Here is a 21,350-nt window from a genome sequence, read left to right as displayed (position 1 = left end):
CTCCGCCCCCGGACCCTCCCCCAGCCACCGCTGGGGGTACCCCCAGCGCCTCAAACTCCCCCAGACTCCGTCCGGGGGTACCCCCAGGCGAGGCTGAATTTGCCCTCCGGGCAAACCAGCCCCGCCGAGCGGACGGCGGCAGCCGTATTCCCGCCTCTCCGGCGTTTGAGGAGCGGGGTCCGGGGCGGAGCCCCAGTGACGATGCCGCGGCCGGGCTCGTCGCAGCCCTGGCTTTCCCGGAGCGGGTGGCCAAGGCCAAGGGGCAGGAGGCGTTCCTCATGGCCTCCGGGACCGGGGCGGAGCTCCGGGAGGGGTCCGGGCTGCGCCACGCAGCCTGGCTGGCCGTGGCCGTCGCCGACAGGCCCCCGCACGCCCCCTCCGCCCGCATCCGGCTCGCCGCCGTCATCGACGAGGACACCGCGCTGGCCGCCGCCGCCCATCTGCGGACCGAGGGGGACGAGGTGCGCTGGGAGGGCGGGGACCTCGTCGCCCGCGCGGCGCACCGGCTCGGGGCCATCGAACTGGCCGCCCGCCCGTTGCGCGACCCCGACCCGGCCCTCGTACGGGCCGCCCTGCTCGACGGGCTGCGCACGGAGGGGCTGGGCCTGCTGCGCTGGTCCGCGGACGCGGAGGGGCTGCGGGCCCGGCTGGGGTTCCTGCACCGGACGCTCGGCGGCGCCTGGCCCGACGTGGCGGACGACGGGGCCCTGCTGGAGCGTGCCGACGACTGGCTGGAGCCCGAGCTGTCGCGGGCCCGGCGCCGGGCCGACCTCGGACGGATCGACGCGGGCCAGGCCCTGCGGCGGCTGCTGCCCTGGGCCACCGGCGAGGCCGCCCGGCTGGACGAGCTGGCTCCGGAACGGCTCGAGGTGCCCAGCGGATCGCGGATCCGGGTCGACTACTCCGCGGAGCACGGCCAGCCGGTGCTGGCCGTCAAACTCCAGGAGCTGTTCGGGCTGGCCGAGACCCCCAGGGTGGCGGGGGTGCCCGTACTCGTCCACCTGCTGTCGCCCGCCGGGCGGCCCGCCGCGGTCACCGCCGACCTCGCCTCCTTCTGGCAGGGCGGCTACCGGGCCGTGCGCGCCGAGCTGCGCGGCCGCTATCCCAAGCACCCGTGGCCCGAGGACCCGGCCACCGCCGAGCCCACCCGGCACACCAACGCGCGGCTCAGGCGCTGAGCTCCTCGCGCGGGCCCCGCGGGCCCCGCCGGCTCCTCGCCTCCAGCCACAGCGCGAGCCCGAGGAGCAGCAGCCCGCCGGCCGCCAGGCCGATCGGCGCGTAGGTGTGCAGGGCGAGGACCTTCGTACGGTTCGAGGCGACCAGGTCGAGGGTGTACTTCGCGTAGTCCTCGCGCATCTTCACGTGCCCGGCGAAGGCGGTGAGCTTGCCGTCGGGGCCGCCCGCCGCGATCCCGCCGCGCATCTCCTGCTTGATCTCCTGTTCGGCGTTGACGGGCGCCCCGGTGACCGGGTCCACCCAGAACATCGCCTTCGTCGTGTACCAGAGGGTGGTGCCGGTGGTCGCCTCGATCGTCGCCGGGTCGATGCCCTCGATCGGCATCTTCTTCGGCATGGAGACCTTGGTCCACGGGACGGTCTGCTCGAAGTAGTAGACCTCCATGCCCCGGTAGGTGCGCGGGCCGACGTAGTGGATCGGCGAGGAGGTGCGGGTCTGCGCGTCGAAGTACAGGTAGTCGCGCGGTTCGGTGAAGAACGGCCACTTGAACTCGATGCCCGCGCGTTTGACCGGGTCCCCGTCGACCATCTCGCCGGTGGCGTGCACCGGGTCCTGGGTGTGGGCGTCGAAGATGTAGCGCTCGGGGATCTGGGAGACCATCTTCCCCTCGGGGTCCATGATGTGCGTCAGCGTGTCCCAGACGACGACGTCCTTGCCGGCGCTGGCCTCGATCTCCTTCGAGGCCTCGACGTTGCCCTTGAGGGTCTGGACGATGGTGACCTTGTCGACCTTCTTGGGCTGCATGCCGTTGAAGTAGTCGAGGAGCGTCGCGTCCTTCGCCTCCAGCACCATCTCCTGGTACTGGTTCGGCGGGATCTTGGCGAGCCGCGGGTACGCGTACCAGCGCAGCAGGGGTGAGAGCGCCGCGCAGAACACGGCGAGGGCCAGCAGGACAAGGCTCGCTCTGCGTCGCATGGCCAGGCCCTCCTCTACTTTCCGGGCGCGGGGGGCGCGGTGGTGAGCAGGGGCTTGGGGGAGGTCTTGCCTTCGGGCGCCCCGAGCGCCGTGATGGCGAGGACAAGGAGCACCGCGAGGACGAGCCCGCTGGCGGCGGCGATGAATGCGCGCATGCCGGGCCTCCGGAATCTGATAGGGCGTCAGGGCGGAGGCACCGTAGCAACGCGGGGGCCAGATGAGAACCGTCTGGCGCCCTGGCCGGGAAGGTTCGCACGGGCGCGGCGGCCACCGGCCGCGCGAGGGACTGGTCCGAATTACTTATAGTAAGCGTGTCACGACGGAGAGTGAGGGCGATTGCGCCCCCGGCCGGTCAAGCTCCTCCCGGGATCGCGGCGCGGTCCCCCATGACCTCGAGGAGCACGCAGATGAGTCCCGAGAAGAGAACGGGGGCGCGGCTGGGGCCGCGGTCCCGTCGAGGCAGATGGATGGCCGGCGGCGCGGTCGCCTCGCTCGCCCTGATCCTGGCATCCGGGTTGATGAGCGTCCCGAACGCGTCGGCGGCCCAGGACGCCGCCGGACGCGTGAGCCTGTCCGACCCCGCGGGCGGCGACAAGGGCGACCGGTGCGAGAAGGGCCCTCGCACCGAGATGGACAAGGGCGACTGCAAGAGGGGACCGCGCGGTCCCCAGGGCCGCCCCGGGCCCAGCGGCCCGCCCGGACCTCCCGGACCGAGCGGTCCGCCCGGCGAGATCGGGCCCAGCGGCCCGCCCGGACCCTCGGGTCCCGCCGGCCCCTCGGGCGCCGCCGGGCCTTCGGGTCCGCCCGGACCGTCCGGCTCGCCCGGGCCCTCCGGTCCTCCCGGGCCCACGGTCAACATCGCCGCGAGCGTCCAGGCCGCCAACGACCAGGCCATCCCCAGCAGCATGCTCACCAAGATCCTCTTCGACACGGTCGTGTACGACACGGACTCGATGTTCGATGCGGTGAACTCGACGCTGGTGGTCAACACCCCCGGGCGCTACCTGCTCTCGGGCCGGATCCTGCTGGCGTACACCCCGCACCCGACGGCGGACCGCAGCCTGCAGATCCAGGTCAACGGCAATCTCACCGCCCTCGACGTGCAGGACACCGCGGCGCTCCCCGTGACCGGAGCCGCCTCGCAGACGGTGTCCACGATCCGGCAGCTGAACGCCGGTGACGTGATCTCCCTGCACGCCTTCCAGCGCACGGGCAACCCGGCCACCTCCGACGCGGCGTTCGGGGCCGGCGGCGTGGGCGTGGCTCCGCAGCTCCAGGCGGAGCTCCTCGTTCCGGCGCCGACGCCGTAGCCGGTACCGGTCAGCTCACCCCACGGGTTCTGCGACGGCCCGCCGGTCCTCCGGCGGGCCGTCGTCGTGCGCTACGGGGTCCCTGGCCCGCCGGTCGCCTCCGGCGCGGGGGACGGGGTCACCGGGGCCGGGCCCGAGGCCGAGGCGGACGGCTTGGGTGTGGGCTTCGCGGTCGCAGTCGTGGTCGCGGTGGCCGTCGGGGTCGGGCTCGGGCTCGGCGCACGTGTCGGGGACGGAGCGGGGGTGGGGGTCGCCGTCGGAGTCGGAGTGGAGGTCGGGATCGGGATCGGGGTCGGGGTGGGAGTGGGAGTCGGCGTAGGCGTAGGAGTCGGGGTGGGGGTTGGAGTCGGCTTCGGGTCCGGCGTCGGCTTCGGGTCCGGCGTCGGCTTCGGGTCCGGAGTCGGGGTGGGGGTCGGCTTCGGGTCCGGTGTCGGCGTCGGCTTCGGGTCCGGTGTCGGTGTCGGGGTGGGTGTGGGGGTCGGCTTCGGGTCCGGTGTCGGGGTCGGCGTCGGGCTGGGGGTCGGCTTCGGCTTCGGCTGGGTTGTCGCGGGGGCGGGGGTGCCGGCCGCGTCCGGGATCTCGTGCGTGCCCTTGAGGTAGTACGTGAACCAGGACCGCACGGTCCGCAGGTACGCCGTGGAGTGGTTGTACGAGAGCACGGCCCGGTCCAGGTCCGCCTCCACCCGCAGGTCGCGGGTGCCCGCGCACAGGTACCGGCCGGCCGCGAGGGCCGCGTCGTGGATGTTGTTCGGGTTGCGCCGGCCGTCGCCGTCCGCGTCCTGGCCCCAGGCCGCCCACGTGGAGGGGATGAACTGCATCGGGCCGACCGCCCGGTCGTAGCGGGTGTCCCCGTCGTACGCCCCGCCGTCCGTGTCCTGGATGTTCGCGAAGCCGTTGCCGTCGAGCACCGGGCCCAGGATCGGCCGCAGCGTGGTGCCGGACACGTCCACCTGCCCGCCGCGCGCCTGGCCGGACTCGACCTTGCCGATCGCCGCGAGCAGCTGCCAGCGCAGCCCGCAGCGGGCGTCGCTCTCCCCCACCGTCTTCTCCGCCCGGAGGTACGCGGCGAGGACGCTCGCGGGTATCCCCTGCGACCCCGCGCCCACGGCCACAGCCGTGCCCCCGGCGGCGGGAACGGTCCCGGCCGGCGGCTCCTCGGCGGGGGCGGCGGGCTGCTGTCCGTCCGGCGGCACCACGGCGGGCGGTTCGGGGCTCACGAGCGGCGGGAGTTCGGTGAAGTAGGAGCCGTCCCCTCCGGTTGTGGTGTCCGGGAGGGGCTGCGCGCCGCCCTCCCCGGCCGCGGAGATCCGCTCCTCACGGCCGCCGGCCGGCCCCTGGGAAGCGGTTACCGCGGCGACCACCAGCGCGGAGACCAGCGCTGCCGCGGCGCCCCTGCGCAGCCTGCGTCCGAATATTCGAGCCGACATGAGCCGGACCCCTCCCCCTCGACGTCCGCGTGACCCTACGTCAACTCCCTGCACGGGGCACGCACAGCGGGGTGGAATTCACCACATCCCCACGTCCCGTGCAGGTCGCGCATACTGGCCGGACCGAGAAGATCCAGGAGAGGTGCCATGCCGTTCACGCTCAGCCATGCGGCCGCCGTCCTTCCGGCCGTCCGCCGAACCGGGCGGGCGCGGGGGCCGCTGGTCGCCTCGGCGCTGGTCCTGGGATCGTTCGCGCCGGACACGTTCTACTTCGCCGACGCGATCGTCGAAGGGGTCATGCCGTACGGGACGTTCACGCACTCCCTGCCGGGCGTGCTCACCGCCGACGCCGCGCTCACCGGCGTCCTCGTCGCGTACTGGCTGCTGCTGCGCGAGCCGCTCATCGCACTCCTGCCGCGTTCCTGGCGGGGCCGGGTCCACGCGTTCGTGCGCGGTGAGCAATGGCGGGGGCGCCGACTGTTGTCGCTCGCCGTCTGGTTCTACCTCTCGGCGGTCGCCGGCTCCCTCACGCACGTGGTGTGGGACAGCTTCACGCACCTGGACCGCTGGGGAACGAACGCCCTGCCCGCGCTCGGTGAGCCGCTCGCCTTCGGCCTGCCGCTCTACTCCTACCTCCAGTACGGGACTTCGGCCGTCGCCGCCTGCGCGATCGGCTGGTTCGCGGCGACCGCGCTGCGCCGGCTGCCGCCCTGCCCGGTCCCCGCGTCCGTCCCGGTGCTGAGCCGCGCCGAGATCCGCTGCGCGCTGGCCCTGCTCGTGGTGTGCGTGGCGGCCGGGGTCACGATGCGCGTGATCCGCTTCTACACCTTCTTCGACCGCATCCGGACACCGCTCGACATCATCCCGACGGTCTGCTTCGGGGCGGGCGGCGGCCTCGCCGTGGCCCTGCTGCTGTACGGGTTCCTCGTACGGGTCCGGCACCGCGGCGACCGCACCGGCCCCCCGGCCCGCCAGGACGCGCGAACGCCCGTCCCCACCGCGTAGCGGGGACGGGCGCCCGGAGACCGGCCGTGCGGGCGGGTCAGTGCGCGGCGGACTCCCAGTCGGAGCCGACGCCCACGGACACGTCCAGCGGGGCGCGGAGCTCGACGGCTGCGCCCATCTCGCGGCGCACCAGCTCCTCCACCCGCTCCCGCTCGCCCGGGGCGATCTCCAGCACGATTTCGTCGTGGACCTGGAGCAGCATCCGCGACTTCAGCCCGGCCTGCGCGACCGCCTTGTCCACGCGCAGCATCGCGACCTTGACGATGTCGGCGGCGGTGCCCTGGATCGGGGCGTTGAGCGCCATCCGCTCGGCGGCCTCGCGGCGCTGGCGGTTGTCGCTGTTGAGGTCGGGCAGGTAGCGGCGGCGGCCGAAGACCGTCGCCGTGTAGCCGGTGGCGCGGGCCTCGTCCACGACGCGCTGGAGGTAGTCGCGGACCCCGCCGAACCGCTCGAAGAAGGTCTCCATCAGACCGCGCGCCTCGGCGGGCTCGATGTTCAGCTGCTGGGCCAGCCCGAAGGCGGACAGCCCGTACGCGAGCCCGTACGACATGGCCTTGATCTTGCGGCGCATCTCCGCGTCGACCTGCGAGCGCTCCACGCCGAACACCTGCGAGGCGACGGTGGTGTGCAGGTCCTCACCGGACAGGAACGCCTCGATCAGGCCCTCGTCCTCGGAGAGGTGGGCCATCACCCGCAGCTCGATCTGGCTGTAGTCGGCGGTCATCAGCGACTCGAAGCCCTCGCCGACGACGAAACCGCGGCGAATCGCCCGGCCCTCGTCGGTGCGCACCGGCACGTTCTGCAGGTTGGGGTCGGTCGAGGACAGCCGGCCGGTCGCGGCGACGGTCTGGCTGAAGCTCGTGTGCACCCGGCCGTCGGCGGCGATGGTCTTGACCAGGCCCTCGACGGTGACGCGCAGCTTGGCCTGCTCGCGGTGGCGCAGCATGATCACCGGCAGTTCGTGGTCGGTCTGCGTGGCCAGCCAGGCCAGCGCGTCCGCGTCCGTGGTGTAGCCGGTCTTGGTCTTCTTCGTCTTGGGCAGGTCCAGCTCGCCGAAGAACACCTCCTGGAGCTGCTTGGGCGAGCCGAGGTTGAACTCGTGGCCGACCGCCGCGTGCGCCTCCTTCACCGCCTGCTGCACCGCTCCGGCGAACTGCTGCTCCATGGCCTCCAGGTGGTCGCGGTCGGCGGCGATGCCGGACCGCTCCATCCGGGCCAGCAGCTCGGACGTCGGCAGCTCCATGCCGTGGAGGAGCTCGACCGCTCCGACCTCGGCGAGCTTGCCGGTGAAGGCGTCGCCCAGGTCCAGGACGGCGCGGGCCTGCGCCATCAGCGCCTCCGCCTCAGCCGTGTCGTCGGCGCCGAAGGCCAGCTGCCCGTCGGCCGCGGCCGGCGCCAGCTCCCGGTGCAGGTACTCGTTGGACAGCACGTCCAGGGCGAAGGAGCGTCGGCCCGGCTTGACCAGGTAGGCGGCGAGCGCGGTGTCCATGGTGACGCCGGCGAGGCTCCAGCCGTGCTCGGGGAAGACCCGCATCAGGCCCTTGGCGTTGTGCACCACCTTCGGCTGCGCCGCGTCGGCGGCCCAGGCCGCGAAGGCCCGCTCGTCGGCCTCGTCCAGCTCGGACGGCTCGAACCAGGCGGCGGCCCCGTCGGCGGCGGCCAGCGCGATCTCGCTGACGTTGCCCTGCCCCAGCGCCCAGCTGTCGACGGTGGAGATGCCCAGCGGTACGCCCGCGCGGGCCTCGAGCCACGGCGCGAGCTCGCCCGCGCCCAGCACGCTCGCGTCCAGCTCCACCCCGGCCGCGGCCGGAGCCGGGGCCTGCTCCTCGGCCGCGCCCGGGTCCACGGCCAGCAGCCGCTCGCGCAGCGAGGCGTTGCGGATCTCCAGCACGTCCAGCACGCCGGTCAGCGCGGACCGGTCGTACGGCAGGCGGGCCAGGTCGGCCGGGGTCTTGGGCAGCTCCACGTCCTTGACCATCTCGGTCAGGACCCGGTTGAGCTTGACGGCCTCCAGGTGGTCCCGGAAGTTCTGCCCGGCCTTGCCCTTGACCTCCTCGGCACGCTCGACGAGCTCCGCGAACGACCCGAACTGGGTGATCCACTTGGCGGCGGTCTTCTCACCGACGCCCGGGATGCCGGGCAGGTTGTCGGACGGGTCGCCGCGCAGCGCCGCGAAGTCCGGATACTGCTGGGGGGTGAGGCCGTACTTCTCCTCGACCTTCTCCGGTGTGAACCGGGTCAGCTCGGAGACGCCCTTGGTCGGATACAGCACGGTGGTGTGCTCGGAGACCAGCTGGAAGGAGTCCCGGTCGCCGGTGACGATCAGCACGTCGAAGCCCAGGGCCTCCGCCTGCGTCGCCAGCGTCGCGATCACGTCGTCGGCCTCGAAGCCGTCGACGGCGAACCGCGGCACGTGCATCGCGTCGAGCAGCTCGCCGATCAGCTCGACCTGCCCCTTGAACTCGTCGGGGGTCTTGGAGCGGTTCGCCTTGTACTCGGGGAACTCCGTCGAGCGCCACGTCTTGCGCGACACGTCGAACGCCACCGCGAAGTGCGTGGGCGCCTCGTCGCGCAGCGTGTTCGCCAGCATCGACGCGAAGCCGTAGATGGCGTTGGTCGGCTGGCCGGTCGCGGTCGTGAAGTTCTCCGCGGGCAGCGCGAAGAACGCCCGGTACGCCAGGGAGTGCCCGTCCATGAGCATCAGGCGGGGGCGGTCCGCTGCGGTCGTCTGGTCCGTCTTCTTCGATGCTGTCTCTGCCACGCCCCCGATCCTAGGCGCCCCCACCGACAATTCCGGACGGCCCGTGCGGAGGCGCAAAACCGGCGTCGGCGATGTCGGCGGGGCGTGACAGGATCGGATGTGTACGCGAAGACTGCTCGAAGGGGAGCGCCATGGCCACCAAGCCGCCCGCAGGTGATCCGGTCCAGGACGCACCGCAGGTCGCGCCGCCGAAGCACGCGGCCGCCGGGCTTCCCGCCATCGGGCACACCCTGAAGATCGCGCAGCAGCAGATGGGGCTGGCCCGTACCGCCCGCACCCTGCTCAAGGTCAACCAGAAGGACGGCTTCGACTGCCCCGGCTGCGCCTGGCCCGAGGGGGACAAGCGGCACACCGCCGAGTTCTGCGAGAACGGCGCCAAGGCCGTCGCGGAGGAGGCCACCCTGCGCCGGGTCACCCCGGAGTTCTTCGCCGCGCACCCGCTCGCCGACCTTCAGGGCCGCTCCGGCTACTGGCTGGGGCAGCAGGGCCGCATCACGCAGCCGATGTACCTCGCCGAAGGCGCCGACCGGTACGAGGCGGTCAGCTGGGAGCGGGCCTTCGCGATCATCGCGGAGGAGCTGCGCGCCCTCGCCTCCCCCGACGAGGCCCTCTTCTACACCTCGGGCCGCACCAGCAACGAGGCCGCGTTCCTCTTCCAGCTCTTCGCCCGCGAGTTCGGCACCAACAACCTGCCCGACTGCTCCAACATGTGCCACGAGTCCTCGGGCTCCGCGCTGGGCGAGACCATCGGCATCGGCAAGGGCAGCGTCTCCCTCGAAGACCTCCACCAGGCCGAACTGATCATCGTGGCCGGGCAGAACCCGGGCACCAACCACCCGCGCATGCTCTCCGCCCTGGAACAGGCCAAGGCCTCCGGCGCGAAGATCATCTCGGTGAACCCGCTGCCCGAGGCCGGCATGGAGCGGTTCAAGAACCCCCAGACCCCCCTCGGCATGCTCAGGGGCACCGCCCTCAACGACCTCTTCCTGCAGATCCGCATCGGCGGCGACCAAGCCCTCTTCCGCCTCCTGAACAAGCTCGTCATCGAGGCGGACGGCGCCACCGACGAGGCCTTCATCCGCGAACACACCCACGGCTACGAGGAGTTCGCCGCCGCCGCCAAGGAGGCGGACTGGGCCGAGACCCTCACCGCCACCGGCCTGACCCGGCCCGAGATCGAGCGCGCCCTCGCCATGATCCTGGCCTCCCGGCGCACCATCGTCTGCTGGGCCATGGGCCTGACCCAGCACAAGCACGCCGTCGCCACCATCCGCGAGGTCGTCAACCTCCTCCTGCTGCGCGGCGACATCGGCCGCCCCGGCGCGGGCGTCTGCCCCGTCCGCGGCCACTCCAACGTCCAGGGCGACCGCACCATGGGGATCTTCGAACGCCCCTCACCCGCCTTCCTCGACGCCCTCGACCGCGAGTTCGCGATCACCTCGCCCCGCCACCACGGCTTCGACGTCGTCCGCTCCATCCAGGCCCTGCGCGACGGCGAGGCCAAGGTCCTCTTCGCCATGGGCGGCAACTTCGTCGGCGCCACCCCCGACACCGAGGTCACCGAGGCCGCGATCCGCCGCGCCGCCCTGACCGTGCACGTCTCCACCAAGCTCAACCGCTCCCACGCGGTCACCGGCCGGCGCGCGCTGATCCTGCCCACCCTCGGCCGGACCGACAAGGACGTCCAGGCGAGCGGCAGGCAGTTCGTGACCGTCGAGGACTCCATGGGCATGGTCCACACCTCCCGCGGCAACCTCACCCCCGCCGGCCCGCACCTGCTCTCCGAGCCGGCCATCGTGGCCCGCCTGGCCCGCGCCGTCCTCGGCGCTACCTCGAAGACCCCGTGGGAGGAGTTCGAGCGGGACTACGCCGCCATCCGCGACCGGATCTCCCGGGTGGTCCCCGGCTTCGAGGACTTCAACGCCCGCGCGGCCCGCCCGGCCGGCTTCCGCCTCCCGCACGCCCCGCGCGACGAGCGCCGCTTCCCCACGAAGACCGGCAAGGCCAACTTCACGGCCGCGCCCGTGGAGTACCCCGAGGTCCCCGCGGGCCGGCTGCTCCTGCAGACCCTGCGCAGCCACGACCAGTACAACACCACGATCTACGGGCTCGACGACCGCTACCGCGGGATCACCGGCGGCCGCCGCGTCGTGCTGGTCAACCCCGAGGACGCCGCCGAGCTGGGGCTGGCCGACGGCGCGTACACGGACCTGGTCGGCGAGTGGAAGGACGGGGTCGAGCGGCGGGCCCGGGGCTTCCGCGTCGTGCACTACCCGACGGCCCGCGGCTGCGCGGCCGCCTACTACCCCGAGACGAACGTGCTGGTCCCGCTCGACTCCACCGCCGACACCAGCAACACCCCTGCGAGCAAGTCCGTCGTCATCCGCTTCGAACCGGCCTGATAGAACGACCTCAGGACAAGATGGTTAACGAGCGTTGACGAACGGAGCCGGCCCATGGGCGAGCAGCACGCAGTGAAGTTCCCGCAGGAAGTCCTCGACGAGTACGCGGCCCTGGGCATCGACCTGCCCTCGCTCTTCTCGGCCGGCCACCTCGGCGAGCGCATGGACATCAGGATCCAGGAGGCCTCCGCCGAGCGGGTCGTGGCCACGATGCCCGTCGAGGGCAACACCCAGCCGTACGGACTGCTCCACGGCGGAGCCTCCGCCGTGCTCGCCGAGACCCTCGGCTCCGTCGGCGCCATGATGCACGGCGGGATCACCAAGATCGCCGTCGGCGTGGACCTGAACTGCACCCACCACCGCGGAGTGCGCTCCGGCCTGGTCACCGGCGTCGCCACCCCCGTACACCGCGGCCGCTCCACCACCACCTACGAGATCGTGATCAGCGACGAGCAGGACCGGCGCGTGTGCACCGCCCGCCTCACCTGCCTGCTGCGCGAGGCCGACCCGGCCGGCGGCCAGGCCCCCGCCGGAGCCTGAACCCGGCCGCACCCACGGACCCTCCGCACCCACAGCCCCTGCGCAGGCCCGGACCCCGCCCCCACGGGCGGCACGTCCGGGCCTGCGCCCGTCGCGCACCACGCCCGCACACCCCTGGCCCCCCACACCCCCGCACCCCCACACCAGCCCGGAATCCGCCAGTCCACACCTGCTCCGCCCCCATCTGTTGTGTCACCAATGGTGACCGCCTACCTTCCCCTCATGGGGACCCCGCCACGCTCCACGGTCCGGTACGCCGCCACCACCCTCCTCGCGGCGCTCACCCTGACCGGCACCCTGACCGGCACCCTGACCGGATGCACGCCCTCCGCCCCACCCCCCGCGGCAGGCCCGCCGAGCCCCGCACCCAGCACCTCCTCGCCCGCGCAGATCTGCACCAGCCTCGTGTCGTACTGGGCGAAGGAGACCCTCCTGGGCACCAAGTGGTCCGGTCTGGACTGGGAGCAGAAGGGGCTGTCCAACGACCAGTACGCGATCCACGAGGACGCCGTGGCCGCGGGCCGGGCCGAGGAGCGAACTGCCGGTCGGGACAAGGCACTTGAGCTGATCGACCGGTTCGTGGCGCAGCGCTGCGCCGAGCAGGACGGCGCGACGCGGAGCTCCGAGAACTGGCGCCCTCCGGCGTGACCCCGGTCACCGCATTCCCGAGCGCGCTGTCCGGCTTCCGGGCACCTGGAGAGGTTTGGCCGAACCGCAGGTGAAAGCCCCTTTCGACTCCCACCCAAGATCGATCCCAGGCCAGTGGATCACCGCAGTCGATCACACTCCGTAATGACCATGCCGTACCGAATCCCCCTATTCCCCTGGGAATGGCCACCCGCTGGATTCCTACGGACACGCGCTGCCACATTCGGCTGAATTTGATCTAAGACAGGTGCATGAAGGCCTCAAGCCCCTTAGGGGAGCAGGCATTTCTCAGGATGCGGACGTTCCCCAACGTCGCTAAATGTCCGCTTTGTCCACACTCCCGCCACACATTCTTGGCCTTGGCATAACAAGAGCGTCACATCCTCCTTTCTCCGCTCCCCGTGTTCGCCACCTCGGGCCTAGAGTCACGGCCAGTCACCGCGCCGCTGGGCGCGACCAGCACGGCCGCTGTACATCCCAGTGCGGCCCGGCGACCGAACGGCACCTCACAGAGGGAGCCGCGCCAGGGAAAGGAAGAATCGTGCGACACCGTTCTTTGCTCGTCCTCACCACCGTGATCACCACGGGAGCACTGACCCTCACCGCCTGCGGATCGCGCGACGAGGCGAAGGGCGGGGACACGTCCGACGGCAAGAAGACCGTCGTCGTCATCGGCGTGGACGCTCCCCTCACCGGCTCCCTCTCCGCCCTCGGCCAGGGCATCAAGAACTCCGTCGACCTCGCGGCCAAAACGGCCAACAAGAACAACGAGGTCCCCGGAATCGAGTTCAAGGTCGAGGCCCTCGACGACCAGGCGGTCCCCGCCTCCGGCCAGGCCAACGCCACCAAGCTCGTCGGCAACAAGGACGTCCTCGGCGTCGTCGGCCCGCTGAACTCCGGCGTCGCCCAGCAGATGCAGGGCGTCTTCGCCTCCGCCAAGCTGGCCCAGGTCTCCCCCGCCAACACCAACCCCTCGCTCAGCCAGGGCGACAACTGGGGCAAGGGCGAGTTCAAGCGCCCCTTCGACACCTACTTCCGCACCGCCGCCACCGACGTGGTCCAGGGCAAGTTCGCCGCCCAGTACCTCTTCAAGGACGCCGGCAAGAAGAAGGTCTTCGTCGTCGACGACAAGCAGACCTACGGCGCCGGCCTGGCCGCCATCTTCTCCGACGAGTTCAAGAAGCTCGGCGGCGAGGTCGTCGGCACCGACCACGTCACCGTGAAGGAGACCGACTTCTCCTCCACCGCCGACAAGGTCAAGTCCTCCGGCGCCGACTCCGTCTACTTCGGCGGCCAGTACCCCGAGGGCGGCCTGCTCGCCGACCAGATCAAGAAGACCGGCGCCAACGTCCCGCTCATGGGCGGCGACGGCATCCAGGACCCCGCCTTCATCAGCGCCTCCGGCGAGGCCAACGAGGGCGACCTCTCCACCTCCATCGGCTACCCCGTCGAGAAGCTCCCCACGGCCAAGCAGTTCATCGAGGACTACAAGGCCGCCGGCTACAAGGACCCGTACGCCGCCTACGGTGGCTACTCCTACGACGCCGGCTGGGCCGTCATCCAGGCCGTCAAGGCCGCCGTCGCCGCCAACGGCGGCAAGCTGCCCACCGACGCCCGCGCCAAGGTCGTCGAGGCCCTCGGCAAGGTCTCCTTCGAAGGCGTGACCGGCAAGGTCGCCTTCGACCAGTACGGCGACACCACCAACAAGCAGCTCACGGTCTACAAGGTCGAGGGCGGCAAGTGGGTCGACGTCAAGAGCGACACCTTCAACGAGTAATCCCGTAGTCCCCAGCACCACCCGTAACACCTGAACCAACCGCCGCGCGAGGGCGCAAACAGCGCCCTCGCGCGGAGTCTTATCCGACACGCTCATCGGAGGCCCTGCGGTGCACGAACTGCCGCAACAGCTGGCCAACGGCCTGGCCCTCGGTGCTCTCTATGGCCTCATCGCCATCGGGTACACCATGGTCTACGGCATCGTCCAGCTCATCAACTTCGCCCACGGCGAGATCTTCATGATCGGCGGCTTCGGCGCGCTCACCGCCTACGCCATCCTCCCGACCGGCACCTCCCTGCTGATCGCGATACCCGTCATGATCGTCGGAGGCGCAATAACCTCCGTCGCCGTAGCCTGCGCAGCCGAACGCTTCGCCTACCGTCCCCTGCGCAGCGCCCCCCGGCTCGCACCCCTCATCACCGCAATCGGCCTCTCGATCGCGCTCCAGCAGCTCGTCTGGCAGTTCTACCCGGACGCCAAGAAGGCTGTCAGCTTCCCCGAACTCACGGGCCCGGCCTTCAAGATCAGCGACAGCCTGGCGATCCAGCGCGCGGACGTCTTCGTCCTCATCCTCGCCCCGCTCTGCATGCTCGCCCTCGGCGTCTTCGTCCAGAAGAGCCGCAGCGGCCGCGCCATGCAGGCCACCGCGCAGGACCCCGACACCGCGAAGCTGATGGGCATCAACACCGACCGCATCATCGTCATGGCCTTCGCCATCGGTGCCGCGTTCGCCGCCGTCGCAGCCGTCGCCTACGGCGTCGACAAGGGCCAGATCAACTTCGAGATGGGCTTCATCCTCGGCCTCAAGGCCTTCACCGCAGCCGTCCTCGGTGGCATCGGCAACATCTACGGAGCCATGGTCGGCGGCGTCGTCCTCGGACTCGCCGAAGCCCTCTCGATCGCCTACATCGAAGAGATCCCCGGCATGTCGCAGCTCGGCGGTGGAGCCTGGTCCAACGTCTGGGCGTTCGTCCTCCTCATCGTCGTCCTCCTCGTGCGGCCCCAAGGCCTGCTCGGCCAGCGCGTCACGGATCGGGCGTGAGAACCATGACCACCATCACCACCCCGCAGACCGACACGGTGAAGCAGGGCCCCGCGCCCACCACGCTCCTCTACGCGGTCATCGCCGGCAGCCTCCTCGCCATCGTCAGCGCCTACCTCGCGTGGACATGGACCGCCGACTTCCCCGGCGACCTGACCTACTACGGCAGCCCCGCCGCCCTCCAGATGATCACCCTCGTCGGAGCCGCCCTCACCGCCGCCCACGCGCTCTCCGCGCTCGGCGTCAAGGGCTTCCGCTGGCTCACCCCCGCCGGCTCCCGCAAGGCCATCTGGTTCCTGGCCCTCGGCAACCTCGCCGCCACCTGGTTCACCGTCCTCGCGATCTGCGTCGTCCTCGGCGGAGTCGTCAACCTCGAACCCGGCGCCTACGTCGCCCTCGTCGGCTCGCTCATCCCGGCGCTCGCCGCGTACAAGCTCCCCGACGACACCCGCAAGGCAGCGGCCCCCGCCAAGGAACTCCCCTCCTGGGCCGAAATCCTCATCGTCACCGCCGTCTTCGCCCTCGGCCTCTTCGTCATCACCTTCGGTATCGACACCGATGACAAGGAACCGCAGCTCTTCGTCGCCTACCTGATCACCGTCGGCTTCGCGGCCCTCGCGCTGACCAAGTCCGGCCTCAAGGACCGCCTCGGCGTCATCACCGCGAAGAACCGCCAGGTCACGCTCATCGGGACCGCGGCCGCAGCGATCGCCTTCCCCTTCATCCAGCAGAGCGGCGACACCTACACGCTCATCGCGGTCAACATCCTGATCTTCGCGACCGTCGCCCTCGGCCTCAACATCGTCGTCGGCCTCGCCGGCCTCCTCGACCTCGGCTACGTCGCCTTCCTCGGCGTCGGCGCCTACGCCGCCGCCCTGGTCTCCGGCAGCACCGCCTCCGCCTTCGGCATCCACCTCCCCTTCTGGGCAGCGGTCATCGTCGGCGCCATCGTCTCGCTCGTCTTCGGCGTCGTCATCGGCGCGCCGACCCTGCGCCTGCGGGGCGACTACCTCGCCATCGTCACCCTCGGCTTCGGAGAAATCTTCCGCATCGCCATGGGCAACCTCGACGGCACCTCCGGCCCCGACATCACCAACGGCCCCAACGGCATCCCCAACATCCCCCACCTCGAAATCCTCGGGTGGAACTTCGGGGAATCCCACGAGGTCCTCGGCGTCACCCTCGGCGCCTACGCCAACTACTACTTCCTGATGCTGCTCGTCATGGCACTGGTCGTCGTGGTCTTCGCCCGAGCCGGCAACAGCCGCATCGGCCGCGCCTGGGTCGCCATCCGCGAGGACGAGACCGCCGCCGAAGCCATGGGCATCAACGGCTTCAAGGTCAAGCTCATCGCCTTCGCCCTCGGCGCCACCCTCGCCGGCCTCGCCGGCACCGTCCAGGCACACGTCAACACCACGGTCGTCCCCGAGAACTACGTCTTCGCCGGGCCCGTCCCGCCGAACTCCGCGTTCCTCCTCGCCGCCGTCATCCTCGGCGGCATGGGCACCATCCGCGGCCCCATCCTCGGCGCCGCACTCCTCTTCCTGATCCCGGCGAAGCTGGCCTTCCTCCAGGACTACCAGCTCCTCGCGTTCGGCATCGCCCTCATCCTGCTCATGCGCTTCCGCCCCGAAGGCCTCATCGCCAACAAGCGCGCGCAGCTCGAGTACCACGACGACACCGCTGGCCAGGCCCCCACGGACCTGGCCACCGCCAAGGCGGGGGCGTGAACGACATGACCACCACAGACACCACCACGAAGACCACGGTTCTCGAAGCCAAGGGCGTCACCATGCGCTTCGGCGGCCTCACCGCCGTCAAGGGCGTCGACCTCCAGGTCAACGCGGGCGAGATCGTCGGACTCATCGGCCCCAACGGCGCCGGCAAGACGACCTTCTTCAACTGCCTCACCGGGCTGTACGTCCCCACCGAGGGATCCGTCAGCTACAAGGGCACCGTCCTGCCGCCGAAGCCCCACCGGGTCACCAATGCCGGCATCGCCCGCACCTTCCAGAACATCCGGCTCTTCCACAACATGACCGTGCTGGAAAACGTCCTCGTCGGACGCCACACCCGCACCAAGGAAGGCCTCTGGTCCGCCCTCCTGCGCGGCCCCGGCTTCAAAAAGGCCGAAGCCGCCAGCGAAGCACGCGCCATGGAACTCCTCGAGTTCATCGGCCTCCAGCACAAAGCCCAGCACCTCGCCAAGAACCTCCCCTACGGCGAACAGCGCAAGCTCGAAATCGCCCGCGCCCTCGCCAGCGACCCCGGCCTCATCCTCCTGGACGAGCCCACCGCCGGCATGAACCCGCAGGAAACCCGAACGGCCGAAGAACTCATCTTCGCCATCCGCGACAAGGGCATCGCCGTCCTCGTCATCGAGCACGACATGCGCTTCATCTTCAACCTCTGCGACCGCGTCGCCTGCCTCGTCCAAGGCGAAAAGCTCATCGAAGGCACCGCCGCCGAAGTCCAGGGCGACGAACGCGTCATCGCCGCCTACCTCGGCACCCCCTTCGAAGGCGCCCCCGGCGACGAAGAAGTAGCCGAAGTCGAAGCCGCCGAAGCCCACGCAGAAGCCGAAGCCGCGGCCGAAGCCGGCACGGACGCGGATAGCACCACCCGCACGGAAGGAGAGGCCAAGTGACCGCACTGCTCAAGGTCGAAGACCTCAAAGTCGCCTACGGCAAGATCGAAGCCGTCAAGGGCATCTCCTTCGAAGTCAACGAAGGCGAAATCGTCTGCCTCGTCGGCACCAACGGCGCCGGCAAGACCACCACCCTTCGCACCCTCTCCGGGCTCCTCAAGCCCACCGCCGGCAGCATCACCTTCGACGGACAACCCCTCGTCGGCGTCCCCGCCCACAAGATCGTCTCCCTGAAGCTGGCCCACTCCCCCGAGGGACGCCACATCTTCCCCCGGCTGACGATCGCCGAAAACCTCCAGCTCGGCGCCTTCCTCCGCACCGACAAAGAAGGCATCGAAAAGGACATCCAGCGCGCCTACGACCTCTTCCCCATCCTGGGAGAGCGCCGCAAGCAGGCCGCAGGAACCCTCTCCGGCGGCGAACAGCAGATGCTCGCCATGGGCCGCGCCCTCATGTGCCAGCCCAAACTGCTCATGCTGGACGAGCCCTCCATGGGCCTCTCCCCCCTCATGATGCAGAAGATCATGGCAACCATCGCCGAACTCAAGGCCACCGGCACCACCATCCTGCTCGTCGAGCAGAACGCCCAGGCCGCCCTCTCACTCGCCGACCAGGCACACGTGATGGAAATCGGCAAGATCGTGCTCTCCGGCACCGGCCAGGACCTCCTCCACAACGAGGACGTCCGCAAGGCCTACCTCGGCGAGGACTGACCACACACGTGTGAGGCCCGCCTCCCCTCGGGGGGAGGCGGGCCTCACGCACGTCCACACTCAGGCAACCCCGAACGGACCACCCTCACCGAACACCAAACCCGCGAAACGCTCACCGATCAGACGGTGCCCCGCCGTATCCGGGTGCAGCCGGTCCTCCAAAGGCAACACCGCGAAATCCGCCTCGCCGTACAGCGAAAGACCGTCCAGGTAATACAGGTTCTTGTCCTCGGCCGCCCGCTCCGACGTGATCCGCTCCAACTCCGCCCGGATCACCTTCAACGTCAACCGGCCCGCGGCCACATCCGCCGGATCCCCCGTCGCCCGGTACCGCATCAGCTTCCCGTCCGGATCCGGCGCCGTCGGACCCGGCGTGTCCTCGTGCATCGGACACAGCACAGGCGAAACCACCAGCAACGGCGTATCCGGATGCCCCTCCCGAATCGTGTCCAGGAACCCGTGCACCGCCGGAGCGAACGCACGCAAGCGCATCAGATCCGTATTCACCAACGCGATACCGATCTTGACACTGATCACATCCGCCGGAACATCCCGCATCGCACGCGCCGTGAACGGATCCAACAGCGCATTGCCACCCAGCCCCATGTTGACCAGGTCCACACCACCCGCCGCAGCCGCCACCGCCGGCCACGTCGACGACGGGCTCTCCGCGTTCGTCCCCTGGCTCAGCGAACTCCCGTGATGCAGCCACACCCGACGACCGCTCTCCGCAGCCGCCTCCACCGGAGCATCCGTCCGCAGCGCGATCAGCTCCGTACGCTCGTTGTGCGGCAGCCAGATCTCGACGTCCTTCAGCTCCGCCGACAACCCCGCGAACCGAGCCGTACCCGACTCACCCGACACCGACTCCGACGTCAGCGTCTGCATGTTGAAACGGAACTCATGCCCACCGGCCACCGTGGCCCGACCCGCCGGACGACCGTCCACGAACAGGTCGTACACACCCTCGGCACTGTCCTGACCACCCTGGAACACGATCTTCGTCGGCATCGTCTCCAGCTCGATCACCGTCGCCCGCGTACGGAACACCAACCGCACACCCGACGGCTGCGCCTCCACCGTCGCCAACTGCGCCGCCGGATGCTGCTTCCGCGCCCACGCGGGCATCCGGTGCGGCAGCAGGCCCAGCTCCGTCCGCTCCACCTCGAGGGCGCCGCGCAGCAGCGGCTCGATGGGCGTGGTGATCCATTCCGTCACATGAGAGGTCATGCTCACACACTGCCCACCGGCACTCGAGGCCCGCCGGTGCGGGCCTCGACCCGTCGCGCGTACGGGAACCGTCAGCCGTTGGCCGCGTTCTGCTTCTTCTCCTCGGCGTCCTCGATGACCGCCTCGGCGACCTGCTGCATCGACATCCGGCGGTCCATCGACGTCTTCTGGATCCACCGGAACGCGGCCGGCTCGGTGAGCCCGTACTGGGTCTGCAGAATGCTCTTCGCCCGGTCCACGAGCTTGCGGGTCTCCAGACGCAGCGAAAGGTCGGCGACCTCCTTCTCCAGCGCCTTCAGCTCCGCGAAGCGCGACACCGCCATCTCGATCGCGGGCACGACATCGCTCTTGCTGAACGGCTTCACCAGGTACGCCATGGCACCGGCGTCCCGGGCCCGCTCGACGAGGTCGCGCTGCGAGAACGCGGTCAGCATCAGCACGGGGGCGATGGACTCCTCCGCGATCTTCTCGGCGGCGGAGATCCCGTCCAGGACGGGCATCTTCACATCGAGGATGACGAGGTCGGGCCGGTGCTCACGGGCGAGCTCCACGGCCGTCTGCCCGTCCCCGGCCTCACCGACGACGGAGTACCCCTCCTCCTCGAGCATCTCCTTCAGATCGAGACGGATGAGCGCCTCGTCCTCGGCGATGACGACGCGGGTCGTCAGCGGCGGAACGTGCGACTGGTCGGCGTCGGGCGTGGGCGTCGACTCGTGCGAGGCGGTCACTTGAGGGCTCCTTGATACGGGGCGTTACTGCTCCCCTGAGCCTACCGAGCTCCTGTAGGGTGGCATCACGCAGGGTTCCCGCAATCCTTCGTTTCTTAGGCCCCAGTACTCCAACGGTTAGAGAGGCCGCTCTCAAACAGCGGACAGTGTGGGTTCGAATCCCACCTGGGGCACCTTTCCTTGGATTCCAAGGTCACGCCTAAACGGCGTCACTCCCCCGTTTGAGGGAATCCACCGGAATGCGGATGCCCGCCCTGGGAATCTCGCGGACTGCCGCCCGTATGTACGATCTGGCGACTCGGCGGCGCGCGCTCCCTACTCGATCACGGGCGGAGCCTCAACTTCACCAAGGTCGGCGTGCGGTGGACGGTGCCGGCCCGGGGCAGCGACCCGTTCAACGTGTCCGTGGCCCGCAAGGAGTCCGTCGCGCTGATGGACGCCCACATCGGGCCCAAGTACTGGCTAGGGCAGGTCGCCCTCTCCGCCGAGGTTGACGACCAGGCGGCGCAGGACGTTGATCGTGGAGGCGTAGGCCTCGTCGTCGATGCCGTCGCGCATACGGGTGTGCACCTTGGCGTTGCGGGCGTGGGCGCGGAGACGGCCGGCTTCGCCTTCGGGGGTGAGGGTGAGGGTGAGGGTGCCGTCGGGTTCGGTGAGCCAGCCGCGGGTGGTGAGGTCGGTGTACATCGCGTCGAAGTCGGTGTTCTGGTCGTCGTAGGGGGACAGCTTGGCGGTGAGGGTGGTGCGGGTCCATGCGCCGGGGGTGGCGGCGATGTGGTTGAGGGTCCACCAGTGGGGTTGGGTGAGGTCTTCCTCGGCGAGGGCGGTGCGGATCGCGCCTATGGCGAGGTTGGCGGCTTCGCGGGTCCAGTAGCCGATGGGCTGGGCTGCGATGCGGTCCTGGGGGTATTCGGTGATCGTCATGCTGTTGACCGTAGGACCTAAAGTCGACTTGAGGTCAAGCACACG

General features: G+C 70.4%; 18 protein-coding genes, 1 tRNA gene and 1 pseudogene. 13 read left to right on the top strand and 7 right to left on the bottom strand.

The features are described from left to right. Positions 1-1,178: ATP-dependent helicase C-terminal domain-containing protein (locus tag ACFWP3_RS33085; protein WP_384228448.1), on the top strand; the 1,178-nt coding region annotated here is incomplete at its 5' end. On the opposite strand, the gene ACFWP3_RS33080 is transcribed toward ACFWP3_RS33085, so the two are convergent. Beyond that, entirely contained in the window at positions 1,168-2,151 is a 984-nt protein-coding gene (locus ACFWP3_RS33080; RefSeq protein ID WP_384228445.1) for a DUF3068 domain-containing protein, read from the bottom strand. The two genes, ACFWP3_RS33085 and ACFWP3_RS33080, sit on opposite strands and share 11 nt — an antisense overlap. A 14-nt stretch (positions 2,152-2,165) precedes the next feature. Continuing rightward, positions 2,166-2,306, bottom strand: coding sequence for an SPW_0924 family protein (locus tag ACFWP3_RS33075; protein WP_215149930.1), 141 nt, complete (start codon positions 2,304-2,306; stop codon positions 2,166-2,168). A gap of 252 nt (positions 2,307-2,558) precedes the next feature. Here ACFWP3_RS33075 and ACFWP3_RS33070 point away from each other — a divergent pair, with 252 nt between their 5' ends. Next, positions 2,559-3,461, top strand: a complete 903-nt coding sequence (locus tag ACFWP3_RS33070; protein WP_384228443.1) for a hypothetical protein — start codon at positions 2,559-2,561, stop codon at positions 3,459-3,461. 71 nt (positions 3,462-3,532) lie between these two features. Here ACFWP3_RS33070 and ACFWP3_RS33065 read toward each other — a convergent pair whose 3' ends face one another. Next, positions 3,533-4,888: a lytic transglycosylase domain-containing protein gene (locus ACFWP3_RS33065; RefSeq protein WP_384228440.1), complete on the bottom strand. Its 1,356-nt coding sequence runs from the start codon at positions 4,886-4,888 to the stop codon at positions 3,533-3,535. 147 nt (positions 4,889-5,035) lie between these two features. On the opposite strand from ACFWP3_RS33065, the gene ACFWP3_RS33060 reads away from it, so the two are divergent. Continuing rightward, positions 5,036-5,893 (top strand): DUF4184 family protein, encoded by an 858-nt coding sequence (locus tag ACFWP3_RS33060; protein ID WP_384228437.1) that lies wholly within the window; start codon positions 5,036-5,038, stop codon positions 5,891-5,893. 37 nt (positions 5,894-5,930) lie between these two features. Here the strand turns inward: ACFWP3_RS33060 and polA are convergent, their stop codons facing one another. Beyond that, positions 5,931-8,654 (bottom strand): DNA polymerase I, encoded by a 2,724-nt coding sequence (polA, locus tag ACFWP3_RS33055; protein ID WP_384228435.1) that lies wholly within the window; start codon positions 8,652-8,654, stop codon positions 5,931-5,933. Between the two features lie 131 nt (positions 8,655-8,785). On the opposite strand from polA, the gene ACFWP3_RS33050 reads away from it, so the two are divergent. The 8 genes from ACFWP3_RS33050 (at position 8,786) to ACFWP3_RS33015 (ending at position 18,423) form a co-directional block, all read left to right on the top strand. After that, a complete protein-coding gene (locus ACFWP3_RS33050; protein WP_384228432.1) occupies positions 8,786-11,056 on the top strand; it encodes an FdhF/YdeP family oxidoreductase in 2,271 nt (756 codons plus the stop codon). Positions 11,057-11,110: 54 nt separating this feature from the next. Further along, entirely contained in the window at positions 11,111-11,596 is a 486-nt protein-coding gene (locus ACFWP3_RS33045; protein ID WP_384228430.1) for a PaaI family thioesterase, read from the top strand. Positions 11,597-11,818: 222 nt separating this feature from the next. Beyond that, positions 11,819-12,244, top strand: coding sequence for a hypothetical protein (locus ACFWP3_RS33040; RefSeq protein WP_384228428.1), 426 nt, complete (start codon positions 11,819-11,821; stop codon positions 12,242-12,244). 541 nt (positions 12,245-12,785) lie between these two features. Next, positions 12,786-14,021 carry a branched-chain amino acid ABC transporter substrate-binding protein gene (locus ACFWP3_RS33035; RefSeq protein WP_384228426.1) on the top strand — a complete coding sequence of 412 codons (1,236 nt, stop codon included), beginning with the start codon at positions 12,786-12,788 and terminating at the stop codon, positions 14,019-14,021. 109 nt (positions 14,022-14,130) lie between these two features. Continuing rightward, complete coding sequence (locus ACFWP3_RS33030; protein WP_384228424.1) at positions 14,131-15,063, top strand: branched-chain amino acid ABC transporter permease; 933 nt, start codon at positions 14,131-14,133, stop codon at positions 15,061-15,063. Between the two features lie 5 nt (positions 15,064-15,068). Further along, complete coding sequence (locus ACFWP3_RS33025; protein WP_384228450.1) at positions 15,069-16,793, top strand: branched-chain amino acid ABC transporter permease; 1,725 nt, start codon at positions 15,069-15,071, stop codon at positions 16,791-16,793. Then, positions 16,790-17,710 carry an ABC transporter ATP-binding protein gene (locus ACFWP3_RS33020; protein WP_384228421.1) on the top strand — a complete coding sequence of 307 codons (921 nt, stop codon included), beginning with the start codon at positions 16,790-16,792 and terminating at the stop codon, positions 17,708-17,710. Before ACFWP3_RS33025 ends, ACFWP3_RS33020 begins: the two co-directional genes overlap by 4 nt. Beyond that, a complete protein-coding gene (locus ACFWP3_RS33015) occupies positions 17,707-18,423 on the top strand; it encodes an ABC transporter ATP-binding protein (protein ID WP_384228419.1) in 717 nt (238 codons plus the stop codon). The genes ACFWP3_RS33020 and ACFWP3_RS33015 overlap by 4 nt, the downstream gene beginning before the upstream one ends. Before the next feature lie 60 nt (positions 18,424-18,483). Here the strand turns inward: ACFWP3_RS33015 and ACFWP3_RS33010 are convergent, their stop codons facing one another. Together ACFWP3_RS33010 and ACFWP3_RS33005 are read right to left on the bottom strand one after the other, a co-directional pair. After that, positions 18,484-19,653, bottom strand: coding sequence for a GDSL-type esterase/lipase family protein (locus ACFWP3_RS33010; protein WP_384228416.1), 1,170 nt, complete (start codon positions 19,651-19,653; stop codon positions 18,484-18,486). A 71-nt stretch (positions 19,654-19,724) separates the two neighbouring features. After that, positions 19,725-20,381, bottom strand: a complete 657-nt coding sequence (locus ACFWP3_RS33005; protein WP_384228414.1) for an ANTAR domain-containing response regulator — start codon at positions 20,379-20,381, stop codon at positions 19,725-19,727. A 99-nt stretch (positions 20,382-20,480) separates the two neighbouring features. On the opposite strand from ACFWP3_RS33005, the gene ACFWP3_RS33000 reads away from it, so the two are divergent. Both ACFWP3_RS33000 and ACFWP3_RS32995 read left to right on the top strand, forming a co-directional pair. Further along, positions 20,481-20,554, top strand: a tRNA-Leu gene (locus tag ACFWP3_RS33000). A 172-nt stretch (positions 20,555-20,726) separates the two neighbouring features. Then, a pseudogene (locus tag ACFWP3_RS32995) lies at positions 20,727-20,840 on the top strand (helix-turn-helix domain-containing protein); the annotation flags it as partial. A 3-nt stretch (positions 20,841-20,843) separates the two neighbouring features. Here the strand turns inward: ACFWP3_RS32995 and ACFWP3_RS32990 are convergent. Then, on the bottom strand, positions 20,844-21,305 hold the full coding sequence (locus tag ACFWP3_RS32990; protein ID WP_384228412.1) for a MarR family transcriptional regulator: 462 nt from the start codon (positions 21,303-21,305) through the stop codon (positions 20,844-20,846). Positions 21,306-21,350 lie beyond the last annotated feature (45 nt).

Origin of the sequence: Streptomyces sp. NPDC058525 (genome assembly GCF_042719495.1) — a bacterium.
Taxonomy (GTDB): Bacteria; Actinomycetota; Actinomycetes; order Streptomycetales; family Streptomycetaceae; genus Streptomyces.
This window is presented reverse-complemented; position numbering and strand designations above follow the sequence as displayed.